At 37.3% G+C, this 19,951-nt stretch carries 18 protein-coding genes; 10 read left to right on the top strand and 8 right to left on the bottom strand.

The genetic code is table 11. The features are described from left to right. Nucleotides 1-113 precede the first annotated feature (113 nt). Together fabG and HHL20_RS14620 are read right to left on the bottom strand one after the other, a co-directional pair. On the bottom strand, nt 114-845 hold the full coding sequence (gene fabG / locus HHL20_RS14625; RefSeq protein ID WP_169231908.1) for a 3-oxoacyl-ACP reductase FabG: 732 nt from the start codon (nt 843-845) through the stop codon (nt 114-116). Between the two features lie 73 nt (nt 846-918). Beyond that, nucleotides 919-2,439, bottom strand: coding sequence for an HAL/PAL/TAL family ammonia-lyase (locus HHL20_RS14620; protein ID WP_169231907.1), 1,521 nt, complete (start codon nt 2,437-2,439; stop codon nt 919-921). A gap of 97 nt (nt 2,440-2,536) precedes the next feature. On the opposite strand from HHL20_RS14620, the gene HHL20_RS14615 reads away from it, so the two are divergent. Then, the gene (locus HHL20_RS14615; protein ID WP_169231906.1) at nt 2,537-3,781 is read left to right on the top strand and encodes an NAD(P)/FAD-dependent oxidoreductase; all 1,245 of its coding nucleotides are present in this window, start codon (nt 2,537-2,539) and stop codon (nt 3,779-3,781) included. A gap of 30 nt (nt 3,782-3,811) precedes the next feature. Here HHL20_RS14615 and HHL20_RS14610 read toward each other — a convergent pair whose 3' ends face one another. Further along, complete coding sequence (locus HHL20_RS14610) at nt 3,812-5,104, bottom strand: phenylacetate--CoA ligase family protein (protein WP_169231905.1); 1,293 nt, start codon at nt 5,102-5,104, stop codon at nt 3,812-3,814. A gap of 589 nt (nt 5,105-5,693) precedes the next feature. Between HHL20_RS14610 and ileS the strand changes: the two genes are divergently transcribed. From ileS to trpS, 7 genes are all read left to right on the top strand, one after another. After that, the gene (gene ileS / locus HHL20_RS14605) at nt 5,694-9,164 is read left to right on the top strand and encodes an isoleucine--tRNA ligase (protein WP_169231904.1); all 3,471 of its coding nucleotides are present in this window, start codon (nt 5,694-5,696) and stop codon (nt 9,162-9,164) included. Nucleotides 9,165-9,224: 60 nt separating this feature from the next. Beyond that, nucleotides 9,225-9,605, top strand: a complete 381-nt coding sequence (locus tag HHL20_RS14600; RefSeq protein WP_027378898.1) for a TraR/DksA family transcriptional regulator — start codon at nt 9,225-9,227, stop codon at nt 9,603-9,605. An 82-nt stretch (nt 9,606-9,687) separates the two neighbouring features. Further along, entirely contained in the window at nt 9,688-9,933 is a 246-nt protein-coding gene (locus HHL20_RS14595; RefSeq protein WP_169231903.1) for a DUF6576 domain-containing protein, read from the top strand. Between the two features lie 18 nt (nt 9,934-9,951). Further along, nucleotides 9,952-10,143 carry a DUF2683 family protein gene (locus HHL20_RS14590; RefSeq protein ID WP_169231902.1) on the top strand — a complete coding sequence of 64 codons (192 nt, stop codon included), beginning with the start codon at nt 9,952-9,954 and terminating at the stop codon, nt 10,141-10,143. Continuing rightward, nucleotides 10,143-10,781, top strand: coding sequence for a lipoprotein signal peptidase (locus tag HHL20_RS14585; RefSeq protein WP_169231901.1), 639 nt, complete (start codon nt 10,143-10,145; stop codon nt 10,779-10,781). The genes HHL20_RS14590 and HHL20_RS14585 overlap by 1 nt, the downstream gene beginning before the upstream one ends. A gap of 17 nt (nt 10,782-10,798) precedes the next feature. Next, a complete protein-coding gene (locus tag HHL20_RS14580; protein WP_169231900.1) occupies nt 10,799-11,440 on the top strand; it encodes a SanA/YdcF family protein in 642 nt (213 codons plus the stop codon). 237 nt (nt 11,441-11,677) lie between these two features. Then, nucleotides 11,678-12,646: a tryptophan--tRNA ligase gene (trpS, locus tag HHL20_RS14575; RefSeq protein WP_169231899.1), complete on the top strand. Its 969-nt coding sequence runs from the start codon at nt 11,678-11,680 to the stop codon at nt 12,644-12,646. A 54-nt stretch (nt 12,647-12,700) separates the two neighbouring features. On the opposite strand, the gene HHL20_RS14570 is transcribed toward trpS, so the two are convergent. The 5 genes from HHL20_RS14570 to HHL20_RS14550 all read right to left on the bottom strand — a co-directional run bounded on the left by HHL20_RS14570 (nt 12,701) and on the right by HHL20_RS14550 (nt 17,428). Further along, complete coding sequence (locus HHL20_RS14570) at nt 12,701-13,396, bottom strand: YjjG family noncanonical pyrimidine nucleotidase (RefSeq protein ID WP_169231898.1); 696 nt, start codon at nt 13,394-13,396, stop codon at nt 12,701-12,703. A 200-nt stretch (nt 13,397-13,596) separates the two neighbouring features. Beyond that, nucleotides 13,597-14,187: an RNA polymerase sigma factor gene (locus tag HHL20_RS14565; protein ID WP_169231989.1), complete on the bottom strand. Its 591-nt coding sequence runs from the start codon at nt 14,185-14,187 to the stop codon at nt 13,597-13,599. 195 nt (nt 14,188-14,382) lie between these two features. After that, nucleotides 14,383-14,874, bottom strand: coding sequence for a hypothetical protein (locus HHL20_RS14560; protein ID WP_169231897.1), 492 nt, complete (start codon nt 14,872-14,874; stop codon nt 14,383-14,385). Between the two features lie 86 nt (nt 14,875-14,960). After that, nucleotides 14,961-16,241, bottom strand: a complete 1,281-nt coding sequence (gene metK, locus HHL20_RS14555) for a methionine adenosyltransferase (RefSeq protein WP_169231896.1) — start codon at nt 16,239-16,241, stop codon at nt 14,961-14,963. Between the two features lie 236 nt (nt 16,242-16,477). Beyond that, nucleotides 16,478-17,428, bottom strand: a complete 951-nt coding sequence (locus HHL20_RS14550; protein ID WP_169231895.1) for a LysR substrate-binding domain-containing protein — start codon at nt 17,426-17,428, stop codon at nt 16,478-16,480. Between the two features lie 131 nt (nt 17,429-17,559). Here HHL20_RS14550 and HHL20_RS14545 point away from each other — a divergent pair, with 131 nt between their 5' ends. Further along, nucleotides 17,560-19,047, top strand: a complete 1,488-nt coding sequence (locus tag HHL20_RS14545; RefSeq protein ID WP_169231894.1) for a catalase — start codon at nt 17,560-17,562, stop codon at nt 19,045-19,047. Between the two features lie 105 nt (nt 19,048-19,152). Continuing rightward, the gene (locus HHL20_RS14540; RefSeq protein WP_169231893.1) at nt 19,153-19,920 is read left to right on the top strand and encodes an enoyl-CoA hydratase/isomerase family protein; all 768 of its coding nucleotides are present in this window, start codon (nt 19,153-19,155) and stop codon (nt 19,918-19,920) included. Nucleotides 19,921-19,951 lie beyond the last annotated feature (31 nt).

The raw sequence follows: 19,951 nt of genomic DNA, 5'->3' as shown, positions 1-19,951 counted from the left end.
AATTTAACAGTGTAACAATTTCAAATTAGCAGCCATAATACATTCTGTCATTCTGAACGAAATAAAGAATCTCCATTATTGGCACATTGTTAAATTATTACATTGCTAAATTATTATGAGTAGATTCCTCCGTTGATGTTAATAACTTCACCTGTAATGTACGATGATTTTTTAGAAGCTAAAAACGCAACTAAATCTGCCACCTCTTCTGCTTCTCCGAATCGGTTTGCAGGAATCATCGCTTTTAATTCGTCTTCGTTAAACTCCTGGGTCATATCTGTTTTAATGAATCCCGGCGCCACTGCGTTTACCGTAATATTTCGTTTTGCTACTTCCTGAGCCAGAGCTTTTGTAGCTCCTACCAAAGCTCCTTTTGCAGCAGAGTAGTTTGTCTGTCCTGCTGTCCCTTTCACTCCGGAAACTGACACCATATTGATGATTCTTCCGTATTTATTACGCAACAGTTTCTGAATAAAGAAATTCGTCACATTGAAAAAACCATTTAAACTGGTGTTAATCACCGCGTTCCAGTCCTCACTCGGCATCCACATGAACAGTCCGTCTCGTGTAATTCCGGCATTATTTACGATAACCTCAACGGTAGCATCAGAATTATTTCCCTGCCATTCCGTTAAAATTTTCTGGGTTTCTTCTGCGTTTCCTACGTCAAATTTCAGGATCTCACCTGTAGATCCAAGTTCTTCAACTTTAGCCAGAGTTTCCTTTGCTGCAGCCTCGTTCGAAGTGTAGTTAATTAAAATATGGTAATTCTTTTCCTCAGCCAGTTTTATACAGATGGCCCTTCCAATTCCTCTTGAGCCTCCTGTGACGATTGCACATTTCATGTGTTACTTTGTAGTGTTAGTTTTTAAAGTATATTTTATTTCCTTATTAAAGACAATTAATTTCATTAAAAAATTACACTGTCTTCAAATATTTCTTCACCTCTTCCAGATAAGGATACATCACCATATCATCCGAAAATGCGGGAATAATTTTTCTAATTTCGTCATACAGCTCTTTAGTTGCTGATGAAATTTTATCCTGAAAGCCAAGATATTCAATGGCCTGAACAATAGTAATGGCCTCAATCGTCAATACCTCGAAAGCATTTTCAATAACCTTTCTGCAGATAACTGCAGCGTTTGTTCCCATGCTTACAATATCCTGATTATCATTATTATTAGGAATACTGTGAACATACATCGGATTCGACAGCATTTGGCTTTCTGCCGTGGTTGACGTAGCCGTAAACTGAACACCCTGCATCCCGAAATTGAATCCTAATTTACCCAAATTAACAAACGGAGGTAAGATCTCATTAATTTTGGAATTCAGTAAATAATTCAACTGTCTTTCGGCAAGCATGGTCAGTTTTGTTACTACAATTTTCAGCTTATCCATTTCCAAAGAGATGTAATCTCCGTGAAAATTTCCACCGTGATAAACATGCTGATCTTCAACATTGATGATCGGATTATCATTCGCTGAATTGATTTCGTTTTCCAATACTTTTTCAGCATATTCCAGAGTATCCAAAACAGGTCCTAAAATCTGCGGAACACATCGTAAAGAGTAATATTCCTGAACTTTTTCTTTGAAAACTTTTTCCTGCTCTTCAAAATGAGTATATAAATGATCTGCTCTTTTTCTGATCAATTTACTGTCGGACAAATGAGTCCTCATTTTTTCTGCAATTTTCTGCTGTCCTTCATGAAGTTTTGTTCCGTTCAGTACTTCTGATAAATGATCGTCGTACGCCTGAACGATTTCGTTGATCGCACAAGATAATTTGATTGAAATATCCGTTAACTGATTCGCTTTATGTGCATTAACAACACCAATTCCGGACATCACGGAAGTTCCGTTCATTAAAGCTAATCCTTCACGGATTTCTACCTGAATCGGCTGTAAGTTTTCAATTTCAAAAACCTCTTTCGTTGATTTTCGTTCTCCTTTATAGAAAACTTCACCTTCCCCGATCAACACCAAAGCAAGATGCGCTAGCTGAACCAAATCTCCACTCGCTCCAACACCTCCATGCTCAAAAATAAGCGGTGTAATATCTCTGTTTATTAATTCTTTAAGTAAATTTACTACAGACTCATGAACGCCTGATTTCCCCAGAGATAATGTATTAAGCCTGGCCAACATACAGGCTTTTGCTTCGTCTGCCGGAAGCGGATTTCCGATTCCTGAAGAATGGCTTCTGATTAGGTTGTACTGCAGTTGGTGTGTATCTTCGTCACTGATCTTAAATTGTGCCATCGGTCCGAAGCCTGTGTTCACACCATATATTACTTTATTTTTTGAAAATTCCTTTAAGAACTGAAAGCTTTCATTTACTCTGGCAAGAAGTGCTTCGTCCAGTTCTATTTTCTTATTCTCATTGATGATTTTTTTAAAATCGCTCAGTTCTAAAAAGTTATTTATTTTCATTTATTGAAAGTAATAATATGATAATTTTGTAATTATTAATTAATTGTTATTAATTTGCGGCAAAGATAGAAGTTATTATTAAAATAAAAAATCAAAGATGAGCAAAGAATTTGTTGACGTTCTTGTAATCGGAGCCGGCCCGTCCGGATGCGTATCTTCTTCATACTTAAAGAAGAACAACGTCAACGTAAAAGTTGTTGAAAAGACGAAATTCCCAAGACTGGTTGTCGGAGAAAGCCTCATTCCACGGGTAATGGATCATTTTGATGAAGCAGGCTTATTTCCCGCACTCCATAAGATGGGTTTTGAAAAAAAACTGGGCGCCCGGTTTCTGAGAGGAAAAGAAGTATGCATTTTTGATTTCAGCAATAAGTTCGGAGAAGGCTGGGACTGGACGTGGCAGGTTCCCAGAGCAGATTTTGACAATGTTCTGGCTCAGGAAGTTATTAATAAAGGAATTGATCTGGAATTCGAAACGGAAGTTATCGGGATTGAATTCAACGGAACAGATTCTGTGACCACTGTAAAAAATAAAAATGGCGAAACAAAAGAAATCCACGCCAAATTTGTCATCGACTCCAGCGGTTACGGAAGAGTTTTACCGAGACTTCTTGATTTAGAAAAACCTTCAAAACTTTCTCCCCACTCTGCTATTTTTTCTCATGTTAAAGATATTAACAGAGAAGAAGGCACCGAAGGAACTTTGATTTCTTTTGATATTATCGAAACGGAAGTCTGGCTTTGGGTAATTCCCTTTTCCAACGGAAATACGAGCGTAGGAATTGTGGGACCTACTGAATATATCGATCGACTTTCTGAAAACGGCGATACCACAGAAGCTTTGAGAAAAGCGATTTCTCTTTCAGATTATTATGTAAAACGTTTCGGAGATGTAGACTTTCTTTTCGAGCCTAAACATCTTAAAGATTATTCGTGTTCAGTAAAAAAATTATACGGTGACGGTTTTGCCTTAACAGGAAATGCTTCGGAATTTCTTGATCCGGTATTTTCTTCAGGAATGGCTTTTGCCACAGAGGGCGGAATGACGGCCGCAAAATTGGCATTGAGACAGCTGAATGGTGAGAAAGTTGACTGGCAAAAGGAATTTGCGGACTATATTCTTTATGGTGTTGACGTTTTTACCACGTATGTAAAGGAATGGTACACCGGAAATCTCCAGGAATTGTTTTTCCACCAACCGGAAAACCCCGATGTGAAAAGAAAAATCTGTGCAGTTCTCGCAGGTTATGTATGGGACAAAAAAAATACTTTTGTACGAATACATGATACAGCGATCAAGAATCTCGCGGAATTCATTAAAAAAGAAAAGCAACAAGTATAAAAAACGGCCTGAAATTTCAGGCCGTTTTATTTATCTTAAATCGATAAACGTAATTGGCTTTCTGCTGTTTGGATTAAAAACTGTTTTAGATAAAATATCAAAATCAACAAGTTCAATTTTCGGACTTACTCTCAGCTTTGCCCGGAAATGATCTCTTACCTCACTTACAAAACCTTCGGAACCACTGTCTGTACTTATTTTAATAATAATTTCATCCAACCCGATTTCATTCGACTGAATAACAATCTGGTAACACAGAATACCATCGAAATCATTCAGAATATCATTCATCGCGGGCGGATACAATGTAGTTCCTTTATATTTGATCATCTGCTGCTTCCTGCCGATCACCGGACCGAATCTCATTGTATTTCTTCCGCACGCACAAGGTTCATCATGTACTTTTACAATATCTCCCGTTTTGAATCTTAATAACGGAATAGCCTCAACACCTAAAGTTGTAATGGTTAATTCCCCGCTTTCACCTTCTTTTACCGGATTCCCATCGTCGTCAAGAATTTCGGTAATGATTAGCTCCGGATGATGATGTCCGCCGATTTGTTCTTCACACTCTGTAAAAGCGGTACTCATCTCTGTGGAAGCGTAGGTTGAGAATAATTTAATATCCCATTTTTCTTTAATTTTCTGGGATAAAATATTATCTGTAAAGTCCTGATTTTTGATACTCTCCCCGATACAAACTGCACCGTAAACACTTGAGTTTTTATAATCAATTCCGTGTTTTTCGGCATAATCGATCATTTTTAATAAAAATGAAGGAACAGTAATTAAATATTTCGGCCTGTATCTGAAAATAGAATCCCACTGAAGTTCAGGAATTCCCGGTCCCATTCTGACAACACTCGCACCCATTTTTCTTAAGCCTAAAAAATAAGCAAGTCCGGCCATGAATCTTTTATCGATGGTTGTAATCATCTGGACAACATCTCCTTTTTGAATTCCGGCACAGGCAAAAGAAATTGCTTCATTATAAGCCAATCTTTCAAGGTCGTTATCTGATAATCCGAAGGTTACGGGGTCACCTAGTGTTCCTGATGTCGTGCTGTAATCCACAATTTTATCCGGAGTTACACAGAAAAAATCATCATTATGCTGCTGAATATCGTTTTTTGTGGTGATCGGGATTTTCTGAAGATCTTCTAAAGTCTGAATCTCAGAAATATTGATTTTGTTTTCCCTGAATACTTTTTGGTAAAAAGGTGAGTTTTTTTCAAGGTAAACCAAAAGCTCCTGAAGTTTTTGCTCCTGAAACTTTTTGATTTCCCTAATGTCTGATCTTTCGATGGATGGATAGAAGTCCAATAGATTTATTTTTAAAGGACAAATTTATTTAATTAAAATTAATTTTCTCGTGAAGATTTTATTGCCCACAGATTTCCATTGCTATCGTATTTTAGTTCTTTGATCGTTCTTGAAAATCTCTTGACATCAATTTTACGCAAAATTTTTATTCTAAATTTATTTTCAGAGGGCAAAGGCGAATAAATTTGCTGCGCGAAGTGTAAAAAAAAGGTTCATCAAATCAACTTGTTGATTAAATCTTTCCTTCTTAAAATATGTAGAATTCAAATAGCTTTACATTTAAAACTGAAGGAAAAATAAGTTTGGTTTAAAACCAATTTGAAGCGTTACAATCTGAAGCGGGCTAAAGCCCGCCCCTATTAATCCCCATCAGAATCCGCAATGCTTGTGAAACATTCGTGTCATTTGTGTTTAAACTTCTTCAAAAGTTTACAATCTACTCCTTACTGTTGACAAAAATTAATACTTCTATTTTATCTTTCTGAAACAGAAATTTTTATTGCAAATATGAAAATAAAACATATATTATAAACCGGTAAATTTTAGTAAATTTGCCAACTTAATTAATCAACGATATTGATATATTACAATGAGCCAATTTAAAGAGTACAAAAACCTCAACCTTATTGACGTAGCCGAGAATGTAGCGGAATTCTGGAAACAGAATAAAACTTTCAATAAGAGTGTTGAGATTCGTGAGGGGCAACCTGAGTTTGTTTTTTATGAAGGTCCTCCTTCTGCAAACGGTATGCCCGGAATTCACCACGTAATGGCCAGAGCGTTAAAGGATATTTTCTGTCGTTACCAGACCCAGAACGGAAAACAGGTGTTCCGTAAAGCGGGATGGGATACACACGGACTTCCGGTAGAGCTTGGCGTGGAAAAAGAATTAGGAATCACTAAAGAAGATATTGGCACTAAGATTTCAATTGAAGATTACAATAAAGCTTGTCGTGAAGCCGTAATGCGTTACACAGATGTCTGGAACAATCTTACCGAAAAAATCGGATATTGGGTTGATCTTGACGATCCGTATATCACGTACAAGTCTAAATATATGGAAACCGTTTGGTGGTTACTGAAACAACTGTATGACAAAGGGTTACTGTACAAAGGCTACACCATCCAGCCGTACTCTCCGAAAGCGGGAACCGGACTTTCTTCGCACGAAGTAAACCAGCCGGGAGCTTACCGTGATGTTTCAGATACAACAGTGGTGGCACAGTTTAAAACATTGCCGGAAACATTGCCTCCATTTTTACAGGGATTTGGCGATGTGCATTTCTTAGCCTGGACAACAACTCCGTGGACGTTACCTTCCAACACAGCGTTGACAGTAGGTCCGAAAATCGATTATATTTTAGTTAAAACATTCAATCAATACACTTTTGAGCAGGTAAATGTTGTTTTAGCCAAAGCTTTATTTTCGAAACAATTCGGAAAAAAATACAGTGAAGGTACAGAAGAAGATTTCGCAAATTACACTTCAGAAAGTAAAGTTATTCCTTATCAGATTTTAGCCGAATTCAAAGGGGCTGATTTAGTTGGAATCAAATATGAGCAGCTTTTACCTTATGCACTTCCACACCAAAATCCGGAAAATGCGTTCAGGGTAATCTCAGGAAACTTTGTAACGACGGAAGACGGAACCGGTATCGTTCATACTGCGCCAACGTTTGGTGCTGATGATGCCAAAGTGGCCAAAGAAGCCACTCCTGAAGTTCCGCCAATGCTTGTTTTGGATAAAAACGGAAATCCTGTGCCGCTGGTAGATTTACAGGGAAGATTTTTACCTCAGGTAAACGACGAAATCTACGGTTTTGCGAATGAATATGTAAAAGGAGAATACCTGAGCGAAGCAGAAAAAGAAGAGGAATTCAAAATTCAAAAAGAAAACCTCAAGTCTATTATTTCAGATTTGAAGGCCTATCTTTCTGTAGATGAAAGGATTGCTTTAAAATTAAGAAAAGAAAACAAAGCTTTTAAAGTAGAAAAATATGTTCACTCGTATCCGCACAGCTGGAGAACAGATGAACCATTGTTATATTACCCGTTGGATTCATGGTTTGTAAAAATGACCGCCGTGAAAGACAGACTGGTAGATTTAAATAAAGAAATCAACTGGAAGCCGAAATCAACGGGAGAAGGACGTTTCGCCAACTGGCTGGAAAATGTAAACGACTGGAATCTTTCCCGTTCAAGATATTGGGGAATTCCGTTGCCGATCTGGAGAACAGACCCATCGACAGGCTCAGGGCAGGCAGAAGAAAAAATCATCGGTTCTGTAGAAGAATTGTATAATGAAATAGAAAAATCGATTGAAGCAGGATTTATGAAAGAAAATCCGTTCAAAGGTTTTATCATCGGAAATATGTCTGAATCCAATTACGAACTTGTTGACCTTCACAAAAATGTGGTTGATAAAGTGATTTTAGTATCGGATTCAGGACAAGCCATGAAACGCGAAAGTGACCTGATCGATGTTTGGTTTGATTCGGGAGCAATGCCTTATGCACAGCTTCATTATCCTTTCGAGAATAAAGAATTAATTGATACCAATAAAGCCTTCCCGGCAGATTTTATTGCGGAAGGTGTTGATCAGACAAGAGGATGGTTCTACACACTTCACGCGATCGGAACGGCAGTTTTTGATTCTGTTGCTTATAAAAATGTAATGAGTAACGGACTTGTTCTCGATAAAGAAGGACAAAAAATGTCAAAACGATTAGGAAATGCAGTTGATCCGTTTGAAACCTTAGCCATTTATGGTCCGGATGCAACGCGTTGGTACATGATTTCCAATGCCAATCCATGGGAGAATCTTAAGTTTGATATTGCGGGAATTGATGAAATCAGAAGAAAGTTCTTCGGAACCTTGTACAATACGTATTCGTTTTTTGCATTGTATGCGAATGTTGACGGATTTAAATTCGCTGAACCCGTGGTTCAAAACAGGCCTGAAATCGACCGATGGATTTTGTCCGAATTAAATTTACTGATCAAAGAAGTAAAAGCTTTCTACGAAGATTATGAACCGACCAGAGTAGCGAGAGCCATCAGTACTTTTGTGAATGATAATTTATCCAACTGGTACGTAAGATTGTGCAGAAGACGTTTCTGGAAGGGAGATTATTCTGAAGATAAAATCTCAGCTTACCAGACTTTATATACCTGTCTTGAAACAGTTGCCAAAATTTCTGCACCCATTGCCCCATTTTTTATGGATCAATTGTACCAGGATCTTAATAAAGCCACAGGAAAAGAAAACTTTGAATCTGTACATTTAACAGATTTCCCGGTTGCGGATGAAAGCCTTATCGATGAAGAGCTGGTTGAAAAGACGCATCTGGCACAGAACATTACAAGTATGGTTTTCTCTTTGAGAAAGAAAGAAAATGTAAAAGTTCGCCAACCGTTGCAAAAAGTATTGATTCCTGTTTTGGATTCTAAAACGGAAGAACAGATTTCAGCGGTCTCAGAATTGATCAAGCAGGAAGTAAATGTTAAGGAAATCCAACTGATCAACGCGGAAGAAGCAGCACATCTTATTGTAAAACAGATCAAACCGAATTTCAAAGCTTTAGGTCCTAAATTAGGAAAAGACATGAAAACGGTTGGAGGTGAGATTGCCAATTTCAATGCAGAACAGATTTCACAACTTGAAAAAGAGGGAAAACTAGATGTTCAGGGTTATGAAATTACACTCGATGATGTAGAGATTTCCACAAAAGATATCCCGGGATGGACGGTAACTTCCGATGGGAAAACAACTGTGGCATTAGATTTGACGTTGACAGAAGAATTAAAATCTGAAGGTATCGCAAGAGAATTCATCAACAGGGTTCAGAACCTGCGAAAAGATAAAGATTTCGATTTGACAGACAGGATTGTGATCTCTCTGGAAGAGCATTCGCCCTTCATAGATGACATCAGAAAAAACGAAGAATATATTTCATCCGAAGTCTTGTCAAATAAAATAGAAATTGTATCTTCACTTTCAAATTTTAACGAAATCGAAATAGATGAAGTTAATTTTAAGATAAATGTTGAAAAAAATTAACATATAGTTATTGTTTTTCAAATTCCATTTCATAATTTTATTAAAAAAGAGAAAAGAACCATGTCAGACGAAAGAGTAAGATACAGTGATGCTGATCTGCAAGAATTTAAGGCAATCATTAAGGAAAAAATAGAAAAAGCTGAAAACGACCTGAAACTTATCAGAGAAAGTTTCATCAACGACCAGAATAATGGTACGGATGATACTTCACCAACGTTTAAAGCCTTTGAGGAAGGTGCTGAAACACTAAGCAAAGAACAGAATTCTATTTTGGCCGGAAGACAGGAAAAATTTGTACGTGATCTTAAAAACGCTCTGATAAGAATTGAAAACAAAACTTATGGCGTTTGCAGAGTAACCGGAAAATTAATTCCTAAGGAAAGACTTCTGGCTGTTCCTCATGCAACGCTGAGCATCGAAGCGAAAAATATGCAGAAATAACCTAAGAAGGTTGATTAAAAATAAATTTGGGTTTATATTGTATTGTATGATACTTTATAAACCTAATTTTTAGTTTATATCCATGAGCGAATTATTTATTTTAATCATTATCATCGTAGTCATCCTGGCCTTTGTGTACAGAGACCGGATCAGGAACCGTCTTTTTCCTGAAAGAAACAAAAATCTTACGATTGATGACCGGTTTAATTCGGATAAACGCGAAAGGGAAAAAGAAATAGACCGGCTTTTAAGCAAAATGGGCAAAAACGGCATCAACGATCTTTCGCCCAAAGACAGAAAAAGGCTTGATGAGCTGTCCAAAAAATAATTTAAATTAGAAAAAAACGTGGAATCCATTATTGTACATCCAAAAAATGCAATGGAACTCAGTGCGCTGAAAAGTGTCTTAAAAGAAATGAACATTAAGTTCGAAAAATTCCATACCAAGAACATGCATCACAATCAGAAGACGATAAAAAAAATCGTTGACAGAAAGAACGAGAAAACAGGAAAACCAACAAAACCTAAAGGATTATAATGAAAAAGATAGTATTGGTGACCTTTCTTATTCTTTTGATTGATCAGGCATCAAAAATTTATGTGAAAACACATTTTAACCTTGACGACAGCGTTTCTGTGCTTCCGGGCTTTAAGCTTACTTTTGTAGAAAATCCGGGAATGGCTTACGGTCTTCATTTCGGAGGCGTTATCGGAAAATATTTCCTTGTTTTGGTAAGGATTATCCTGATCGGGGGAATGATTTATTTATTTAAAAAATGGTTGCAGCGCGGAGAATCTAATTATCTTCTGATTCCGATGGCCATGATCTTTGCCGGGGCAATCGGTAACCTGATAGACGGAATGTTTTACGGACTGATTTTCGACAGCGGAACTGTATACGACGCAAGTATTGACCGATGGATCGGCTATGGCGGAATTTCTAAATTCTCCTCTTTTGGCGAAGGATATTCTACCTTTATGAGAGGTTGTGTAGTGGATATGCTGCATTTCCCTCTGGTAGACTGGAACGTTCCTGAAAGCTGGCCATTGATAGGAGGAAAACACATTGAGTTTTTTAAATATATTTTTAATGTAGCGGATTCTGCAATTACTGTAGGTGCAGCTTTACTATTAATTTTCAGAAAAAAAGCTTTCCCGAACGGCTTGGAATTTTAAGGAATTTTATACACACGATGAAAATATTCAAGAAATTATGTAAGATTTTCCTGCTTCTTCTGGTTGCAGGAATTCTTTTTATTGTCTGGGCGAATTACAGCATTAAAAAGAACAGTGATCCTTACCTTTTTTATAAAACTGCGTACATTCCCAAAACAAAAACGGCATTGCTGCTGGGTACAAGCAAAAACTTAAATAACGGAGCGCCGAATGCTTATTTCTACAACCGCATCGATGCCGCCGTGGAATTGTATAAAACACGAAAAATACAATACATCATTGTAAGCGGCGACAACAGCACGAAAGATTATAACGAACCTGAAGATATGCAGCTCGCCTTAATGGAGCGCGGAATTCCTCAGGACAGAATTTTTCTCGACTTTGCCGGATTCCGGACCCTGGATTCAGTCGTGAGAGCAAAAGAAATTTTCGGACAAAAAAAGCTGGTTATTATTTCCCAAAAGTTTCATAATGAAAGAGCTGTGTTTCTGGCCAGGCAAAACGGAATGGAATCATTCGGGTTTAATGCTGAAGATGTGAATAAATATGCAGGCTTCAAAACCAATATGAGAGAATATCTTGCAAAAACAAAAGTGTATTGGGATTTGATTTTTGGCGTTGAGCCTAAGTTTGGAGGGGATAAAGTTTTGATTCCTTAATTTTTCCAGCGTGTATTTTTTAACGCAAAGTTTACATTAAATGATAAAAATTCAAGTAGGCAAAGAATGAATCAACAAGTTGATTGATGAAGCTTCGAGCAGCAAATATATTTGCTTTGCACTCTGATATTAAAAGTACAATCTTAAATCTTTGCGTTTAATAGACCTTAACTAACCTATATTTTAGAGAATTAATTAAATTTGCAATTCATTAATTTTAAATATAAATTTTAAACAATGTCAAGAATTCTTACCGGCATTCAAGCCACCGGAACGCCACACCTGGGAAACCTGTTGGGTGCTATTATTCCTGCGATTGAACTATCGAAACAGGAAGGAAACGAATCTTTTTTATTCATCGCCAATCTTCATTCTTTAACCCAGATTAAAGATGCGGAAGAGCTTAAACAAAATACCTACGAGATTGCTGCGGCTTGGCTTGCTTGTGGGCTGGATACTGAAAAAACTTTTTTTTACAGACAAAGTGACATCCCTGAAACCTGTGAACTTTCTTGGCATTTATCATGTTTTTTTCCGTATCAGAGATTAACCTTAGCACATTCTTTCAAAGATAAGGCAGACCGGTTACAGGACGTGAACGCTGGTTTATTCACCTATCCTATCCTGATGGCTGCCGATATTTTATTATATGATGCAGAAATCGTTCCTGTAGGAAAAGACCAGCTTCAGCATCTGGAAATTGCCCGTGATGTCGCGTCAAGATTTAATAATCAAATGGGTGAAGTTTTTGTACTTCCGCAATCTGAGCTTCAGGAGAATACCAAATATGTTCCCGGTATCGACGGACACAAAATGTCTAAATCAAGAGGAAATATCATCAATATTTTCTTGCCTGAAAAAGAACTGAAAAAGCAGGTCATGAGCATTGAAACCGATTCTAAATCCCTGGAAGAACCGAAAGATCCTGAAACCGACAAGGTTTTTGCGATTTATCAGCTGATTGCAACTCCCGAACAGACTGAATCATTAAGAGCCAAATATCTGGCAGGAAACTTCGGTTATGGTCATGCTAAAAAAGAGCTTCTGGATTTAATTTTAACAAGATTTGAAAAAGAAAGAGCGCTTTTCTCTTACTATATGAACAATCTTGAGGAACTGGAAGCCAAACTGCAGGAAGGAGCAGCCAAAACAAGAGTTATTGCTACGGAAACCATTACAAGAGTGAGAAAAAGTTTAGGGCTTTAATGTTTTAAACCTTATGATATAGTTTCGGCGGCACCAAAGGTGCCGCCGAAACTTTTATAAATACTCTTTAATCTGCAAAAGATGCTTAATGATTTTCAGATCCTCTTCTTGTTTATTTTCATTTAAAACATCGAAGAAAATAACGTCCATCCCGAAATTTTTTGCTCCGACAACATCAGCGATCCAATCGTCACCGATCAGTATACTTTCCTCTTTTGATGCACCAGCAAGCTTCAGGGAGTACTCAAAAATTTCCGGTCGCGGCTTTCTGACGCCAACTGTATCAGCACTGGTAATAGTCTGAAAATAGGGAGCTATTCCCGATAAAATACACTTCCTTTCCGTTACCTCTTTGAAACCGTTGGAAATGATGTGCAGCGTATATTTTTTGGCTTTAAGGTAGTCTAAGATGTATGCTGCCCCTTCGACCAGTTCATTATAATTCAGAATTTTGTCGAGGAAGTGTTCCTCAAAATACAAGGACAATTGTTCATCATCAACATTAAAACTTCTGAACGTATCGTAAAAACGGTGTTTCCGCAGATACTCTTTATCAATAATTCCGTCCCGGATATCTTCCCAAAGCTTTTCATTGATTTCGTGATAAACGGAATGAAACTCTTCAAAGTCAATTCCGTATTTCAGGGTAATTTCCTCTTTTTCAAAAAGCTGTTTAATGGTAAGGTAAGCATTTCTGCGGTGATCCCACAGGGTATTGTCGAGATCAAAAAAAATGTGCTGAATTTTCATACAGCACAAAATTAATTTTAATTTTTGGAAATCGGATAATTCTTGTTCTTGGTTTTTACAACATCAAGATTCTTCGAAAAATTGAGTAAAAACTCAATCGTTTGCTTTTTTGGTTTCAAAGTTTTCACTTTTAAGGAATCATTTTTTCTCATAGGCGGTTAAATGTTTTCCTTAAAACGAGAATTTTCCGATATTATTATCTATCGTGTCAAGATAATATGATTTTCATCCATGATTTTTCTCAGGTTTATCAATGCATATCTCACCCGTCCCAATGTGGTATTGATGCTCATCTCGGTATGATCTGCAATTTCCTTAAAGCTAAGCCCGTCAAAAAATCTCAATTTTATTACTTCCTGCTGATTCTCAGGAAGAAACTGGAGCATTCTTAAAAGATCCTCCTGAATCTGGTTGGTTACCAGCTGATCTTCAATATTCTCGGAAGGTTCTCTCAACAGGTCGAAGATAGAATATTCTTCTGTTTCAAAAGTTGTTTCTGAAACTTTGATATTCTTGGCTTTGGCCCTGAAATGATCAATAATTAAATTATGGGCAATTCTTTTCGCCCAAAGAATGAATTTTCCTTCTTCGTTATAGCGTCCTTCCTTCAGCATAACAATGATTTTCATGAATGTATCCTGAAAAACATCATTTGCCAGATCTTCATCATTAATTTTGTAAAAAATGAATGTAAACAGTTCTCTCTGATGGCGGTGAATAAGGGTCGACAACGCCTCTTCGTCTCCTTTTTGATAAAGGGAAATAAGTAAACTATCCGATTTTGATTTCATAACTTCTCTCAATACTATTTTTGCTGAAAAAACACTTTCCAGATTTTTCATCTGGTTTCAGCTGTAAATACAAAACAATTCTTCAGAGTAAAGTCTTATCAATAGGCGGATACAATTTTTAATGATGTAAATATAATAATTTTTTAATAACTGTTAACCTATTATTAAATTTTTAAGAGAAAAATTTAAAAAAAATCATTTAAACATGTCGTGAATGAATACAGTAGGGATATTTAGTGTAAAATTAATATTCAGCCCTTTCAGCTCTTTGCCGTTTATTCCGCTGTTTCCTATAGGAAAAGCATATCCTCCCGTAAGATCAAGCATTCCGAAAAGCGTAAAACCAACTTTTGGAGCAATATATTTATTCGTTCCTTCTGCGCCGATCAGGAAGTAATATGAATGATAAAAATCTACATCTTTCTGAAAATTCAGCAGCACATCAGCAGAAATCTTGGGCATGATGGCAAACTTTGAATTTGCAGATCCCATTAATGCAGAACCTCCAAGCCTGTAGATAACATCATCGCTCTTCAGAAACAGCAACTTCCCTCCCACTTCGCCAAAACTTTGATTTTGATACGTATATCCTACACTTACCATTTTATGTACGGTAAGCTGGGCTTTAGCAAAAGTGCTGAGAAAAAAAACGGTAAGGAAAGTAATAACGAATTGTGATTTGTTCATGTTCTGTTCTATTTACATGTAAAATTAAAAAAAACTGCCTTACCTGAAAGATAAAGCAGCTATTCATTTGTTTATTATTGTGAAAATTAAATTCCGAAAGCGGATTTAATTTCATCTACTTTGTCTAATTTCTCCCATGTAAAGAACTCTAAACCAGTAAGTGTAAGCTCATTTTTTTGTCCTTTATTGAAGGTTTTATCAGCTACATAATGTTCTTTACCCATATGTCCGTAAGAAGCAGTTTCCTGATAAATAGGGTTTCTAAGTTTCAGGTTTTGCTCAATAGCGTAAGGTCGAAGGTCGAAGATTTCAGAAACTTTTTTTGCGATAGCTCCATCGTGAAGATCAACTTTCGCAGTTCCGTACGTATTGATGTATAAACCACAAGGCTCCGCAACACCGATTGCATAAGAAACCTGTACCAATACTTCATCAGCAACACCTGCAGCCACAAGGTTTTTAGCGATATGTCTTGTCGCGTAGGCAGCACTTCTGTCAACTTTTGACGGATCTTTCCCGGAGAAAGCACCACCTCCGTGAGCACCTTTACCTCCGTAGGTATCTACAATAATCTTTCTTCCCGTAAGTCCTGTATCTCCGTGAGGACCACCGATTACGAATTTTCCGGTAGGATTGATATGATATTTGATCTGATCATTAAATAAAGCCTTAATCTCATCAGATTGCAACGCTACCACTCTAGGAATCAGAATGTTTTTAATATCTTCTCTGATTTTAGTCAGCATTTCTTCTTCAGTTCCAAAATCATCATGCTGTGTAGAGACAACAATAGAATCGATTCTGATAGGTCTGTGATCCTCAGAATATTCAATCGTTACCTGGCTTTTTGCATCAGGACGAAGATATTTGATTTCCGAGTCTTCTCTTCTGATTGCTGAAAGTTCTTTAAGAATAGTATGGGCAAGGTCCAGTGCCAAAGGCATGTAATTGGCTGTTTCATTAGTTGCGTAACCAAACATCATTCCCTGATCTCCGGCTCCCTGTGCATTTGCTTTAGCTTCGAAAGACTCATCTTCTACCGCTCTGTCAACACCCTGATTGATATCCGGCGACTGCTCGTGGATGGCTGAAATTACACCGCAGGAGTCTCCATTAAACATATATTCCCCTTTTGTATAGCCTATTCCGTTGATTACTTCTCTGGCAATCGTCTGTACATCAAGATACGCATCAGACTTCACTTCACCGGCAAGTACTACCTGCCCTGTGGTAACAAGCGTTTCACAAGCTACCTTAGAATTTTTATCGTATGCTAAAAAATGGTCGATTAATGCATCAGAAATCTGATCGGCAATTTTATCCGGATGTCCTTCTGAAACGGATTCAGACGTAAATAAATAAGACATATTACTCTATTTGTTTTTAGATTAAAATTGACGAAGAAAAATAAGAATAATTGTCGGTACGGCTAAAAAGAAATACTGTTTTAGCATTTTTTTATAGAGGTTGCAATCAGGACAAATTTTTCCTCGTTCGTAAACGTGGGCAAATTTAAGTACTATTTTTTTAATACTCAAATTTTTGCCCTGTTATTATAAATTTCGTGAAATTAGCAGCTTATCAGCCATTTACTAATAAAAACCTATTGAGGTTTAATGCTTACGAATTCTTTTGGATTTCCGTGATAATTAAGCTTTTTCTCCAGCGAGGTTCTTATTGAATGTGATAATTCGTCAATAATTTTTTGTTTGAAGGTTGGCTTATAATAAATAATGCTGATCTCTCTGTATGGAAAAGGTTTTTTGAATCTGAAAACATTTTCTTTCTGCTGATCTGAAAGCTGACTTAATGCAAGCTCCGGCAGAATACTGATTCCTCCCACTTTATCAACCATATGCACTAAAGTCTGAATATTAGAAGCAAGGAAGTCTAAGTTTTTAGGCTTTAATGTATTTTCTTTCAGGTGGCAAATGTTTTCAAACTGATTTCTCAGGCAATTTCCTTCCTCAAGCAGCCATACTTTTTCCACATTCAGCTCTTCGGGAACTACGTAGGAATTTTTCTTATTGGCTTCCGTATCGGAACTGTAAATCATCAATTCTTCGTTGAACAGGAAATCCTGATAGAATTCATCTGCAGAATCATAAGGTGTAGAAATAATTCCGGCATCAAGTTCCCCTGCTTTTAGAGCCTTAACGATATTGTCAGTTGTCATTTCCTTTACATTCATCTGGATTTTAGGATTATCTTCAAGAAATTTAAAAATCTCTGTGGGAAGGATAAAAGAAGAAACGGTAGGGATGATTCCGATGTTGATGGTACCTCCTAAAATATTGTTTAAAAGATTGGCTTTATTTTTCAGTTCATTGACAGATTCTATAATCACTTTCGCCTGATCAATGATTTGAAGCCCCACATCTGTGGTACGTATCGGATGTGTAGTCCTGTCGAAAACCTTTACATCCAGTTCATCTTCAAATTTTTGTATCATTGCACTTAACGTGGGCTGCGTAATGAAGCATGCCTGAGCTGCTTTACCAAAATGTTTATACTTATCTACAGCGATAAGATACTCCAGTTGCTGAATGTTCATCTGATTAATATTATCTATGACAAAGATAAAATGTTTTTGCCATTTGTAATTAAAAATTAAAGTAAATTTGATATTTTAATAAGTCATTACAGACAGCTATCATTATAGACCCGCAAGCAAATCATAAGTATATGGATTCTAAAAAATTAACACTAAGCAACGGTGCTCCTTATTATGAGCATCAGGACTCACAGACAGTAGGCCCAAGAGGCCCGGTTTTATTGCAGGATTTCGTTTTACAGGAAAATCTTGCCCATTTTGTAAGAGAGAGAATCCCCGAAAGAATTGTTCATGCCAAAGGTACCGGCGCATACGGAACATTTACAGTAACACACGACATCAGTCAATATACAAAAGCCAAACTATTTTCTAAAGTAGGAAACTCATGCAGAATGTTTGCCCGTTTTTCTACGGTAGGAGGCGAAAAAGGAAGCGCAGACACGGCCAGAGACCCAAGAGGTTTTGCCCTGAAATTTTATACGGAAGACGGGAACTGGGATCTTGTTGGGAATAACACCCCGGTTTTCTTTATTAAAGATGCCAAAAAATTCCCCGACTTTATCCACACCCAAAAAAGAGTTCCGAAAACCAATCTTAAAAGCGCAACAATGATGTGGGACTTCTGGAGCCTTAACCCGGAATCTCTTCATCAGGTTCTTATTTTAATGTCAGACAGAGGAACACCATACGGATATCGCCATATGCACGGTTTCGGGTCTCATACTTTTTCGATGATCAACGATAAGAATGAAAGGGTATGGGTAAAATTCCACCTGAAAACAAAACAGGGAATCAAGAACTTTACCGATGCGGACGCTGTAAAAATGGCCGGTGAAAATCCCGATTTTGCACAGGAAGATCTTTGCAATGCCATAGAAGAAGGAAACTTTCCAAAATGGACGATGTATATTCAGGTGATGACGGAAGAGCAGGCAAGAGACTTCAGATGGAATCCTTTCGACATCACGAAAGTATGGTTCCAGGGAGATTTCCCGTTAATTGAGGTTGGTGAAATGGAACTGAATGAAATTCCTGCGAATTATTTTGCCCACGTGGAGCAATCAACTTTTTCGCCAAGCAATCTGATCAATGGCATCAGTTTTTCTCCCGACAGAATGCTTCAGGGAAGGCTGTTTTCTTATCCAGATGCACACCGCTACAGAGTCGGCGTTAATGCACACCAGCTTGAAGTGAACAGATGCCCTTTCGCAGTGAACAATTATCAGCGTGACGGCTTTATGGCAGACTCCAGCTATTATCAGGACAAGCCGAACTATCACCCGAACAGTTTTGATGACATTAAACCCGATTCATCCTATAAAAATTACGAATACGAACTGGACAGCGCTCATGTATCTAATTATAACCGGAATGAAAATGACGCCGATCATTACACACAGCCTGGATTGCTTTATTCTAAAGCCATGAGCCCGGAAGACAGACATAATCTCATTAACAATATTGTGGGGAGCATGAAGGGCATTACAGGCCCTAAAAGAGATGAAATCATCAACCGCCAGCTTTGCCACTTTTTCAGAGCAAATATTGAGTTGGGAATGAAGGTAGCAACGCAGCTTAATGTTGTTATTGATGCCAATATGATGAATCATTCTATATAGAATTCTAATCAATAATTTAACAGAAAGGAAAAAATATTGACTTTTTTTCCTTTTTTTTATAAAAAATTTATAATTTGCACAGAATAATATTTTATAAGTTGAAAAATGGGTTACGAAAATATATTATTAGATAAACAAGATAAAATATCTACTATTATTATCAACCGTCCTGAAAGTCTGAACGCATTAAATGCCAAAACGATCAGTGAACTAAGTTCAGCACTGGAAGAATTAAACGCTGATGCAGATTGCAGAGTGATTATTCTTACAGGAAGCGGCGAAAAATCTTTCGTTGCCGGAGCAGATATAAAAGAATTCAGTGATTTCGGGCAGGAAAAAGCAGAAGAGCTTGCCAGAAACGGTCAAAACTCATTATTCAATAAAATAGAAAACATGACCAAGCCCGTAATTGCAGCTGTAAACGGCTTCGCATTGGGTGGTGGTCTTGAGCTTGCCATGGCATGCCACATTCGATATGCATCGGAAAATGCAAAGCTGGGATTACCTGAAGTAACACTGGGATTAATTCCGGGTTACGGAGGAACCCAAAGGCTTCCGAAGCTTGTAGGAAAAGGTATTGCCAACGAAATGATCTTCTCTGCCAAAATGGTTCCGGCTCAGAGAGCAAAGGAAATCGGACTGGTAAATGAAGTGTATCCTATTGAAGATTTATTAACCAAAACAAAAGAACTGGCCAACGTTATTGCCAATAATTCCCCAATGGCAATATCCAAAGCTATTCATGCTGTCAATTTATCAGATACGGATAAAGGTTTTGAGACCGAGATTAAGTATTTCGGAGAGCTTTTTGACCTTGATGATAAAAAAGAAGGAGTTTCTGCATTTCTGGAAAAAAGAAAGCCCAGCTTCTAAATTTACCCTTAATAAAAATTATTTCGAAAAA

It is taken from the genome of Chryseobacterium cheonjiense (assembly GCF_012927265.1).
Lineage (GTDB): Bacteria > Bacteroidota > Bacteroidia > Flavobacteriales > Weeksellaceae > Chryseobacterium > Chryseobacterium cheonjiense.
This window is presented reverse-complemented; position numbering and strand designations above follow the sequence as displayed.

What these genes read in the sequence shown, in the direction of transcription:
- fabG (WP_169231908.1), bottom strand. Translation starts at nt 845, where the DNA reads ATGAAATGTGCAATCGTCACAGGAGGCTCAAGAGGAATTGGAAGGGCC.
- HHL20_RS14620 (WP_169231907.1), bottom strand. Translation starts at nt 2,439, where the DNA reads ATGAAAATAAATAACTTTTTAGAACTGAGCGATTTTAAAAAAATCATC.
- HHL20_RS14615 (WP_169231906.1), top strand. Translation starts at nt 2,537, where the DNA reads ATGAGCAAAGAATTTGTTGACGTTCTTGTAATCGGAGCCGGCCCGTCC.
- ileS (WP_169231904.1), top strand. Translation starts at nt 5,694, where the DNA reads ATGAGCCAATTTAAAGAGTACAAAAACCTCAACCTTATTGACGTAGCC.
- HHL20_RS14600 (WP_027378898.1), top strand. Translation starts at nt 9,225, where the DNA reads ATGTCAGACGAAAGAGTAAGATACAGTGATGCTGATCTGCAAGAATTT.
- HHL20_RS14595 (WP_169231903.1), top strand. Translation starts at nt 9,688, where the DNA reads ATGAGCGAATTATTTATTTTAATCATTATCATCGTAGTCATCCTGGCC.
- HHL20_RS14585 (WP_169231901.1), top strand. Translation starts at nt 10,143, where the DNA reads ATGAAAAAGATAGTATTGGTGACCTTTCTTATTCTTTTGATTGATCAG.
- HHL20_RS14580 (WP_169231900.1), top strand. Translation starts at nt 10,799, where the DNA reads ATGAAAATATTCAAGAAATTATGTAAGATTTTCCTGCTTCTTCTGGTT.
- trpS (WP_169231899.1), top strand. Translation starts at nt 11,678, where the DNA reads ATGTCAAGAATTCTTACCGGCATTCAAGCCACCGGAACGCCACACCTG.
- HHL20_RS14570 (WP_169231898.1), bottom strand. Translation starts at nt 13,396, where the DNA reads ATGAAAATTCAGCACATTTTTTTTGATCTCGACAATACCCTGTGGGAT.
- HHL20_RS14565 (WP_169231989.1), bottom strand. Translation starts at nt 14,187, where the DNA reads ATGAAATCAAAATCGGATAGTTTACTTATTTCCCTTTATCAAAAAGGA.
- HHL20_RS14560 (WP_169231897.1), bottom strand. Translation starts at nt 14,874, where the DNA reads ATGAACAAATCACAATTCGTTATTACTTTCCTTACCGTTTTTTTTCTC.
- metK (WP_169231896.1), bottom strand. Translation starts at nt 16,241, where the DNA reads ATGTCTTATTTATTTACGTCTGAATCCGTTTCAGAAGGACATCCGGAT.
- HHL20_RS14550 (WP_169231895.1), bottom strand. Translation starts at nt 17,428, where the DNA reads ATGAACATTCAGCAACTGGAGTATCTTATCGCTGTAGATAAGTATAAA.
- HHL20_RS14545 (WP_169231894.1), top strand. Translation starts at nt 17,560, where the DNA reads ATGGATTCTAAAAAATTAACACTAAGCAACGGTGCTCCTTATTATGAG.
- HHL20_RS14540 (WP_169231893.1), top strand. Translation starts at nt 19,153, where the DNA reads ATGGGTTACGAAAATATATTATTAGATAAACAAGATAAAATATCTACT.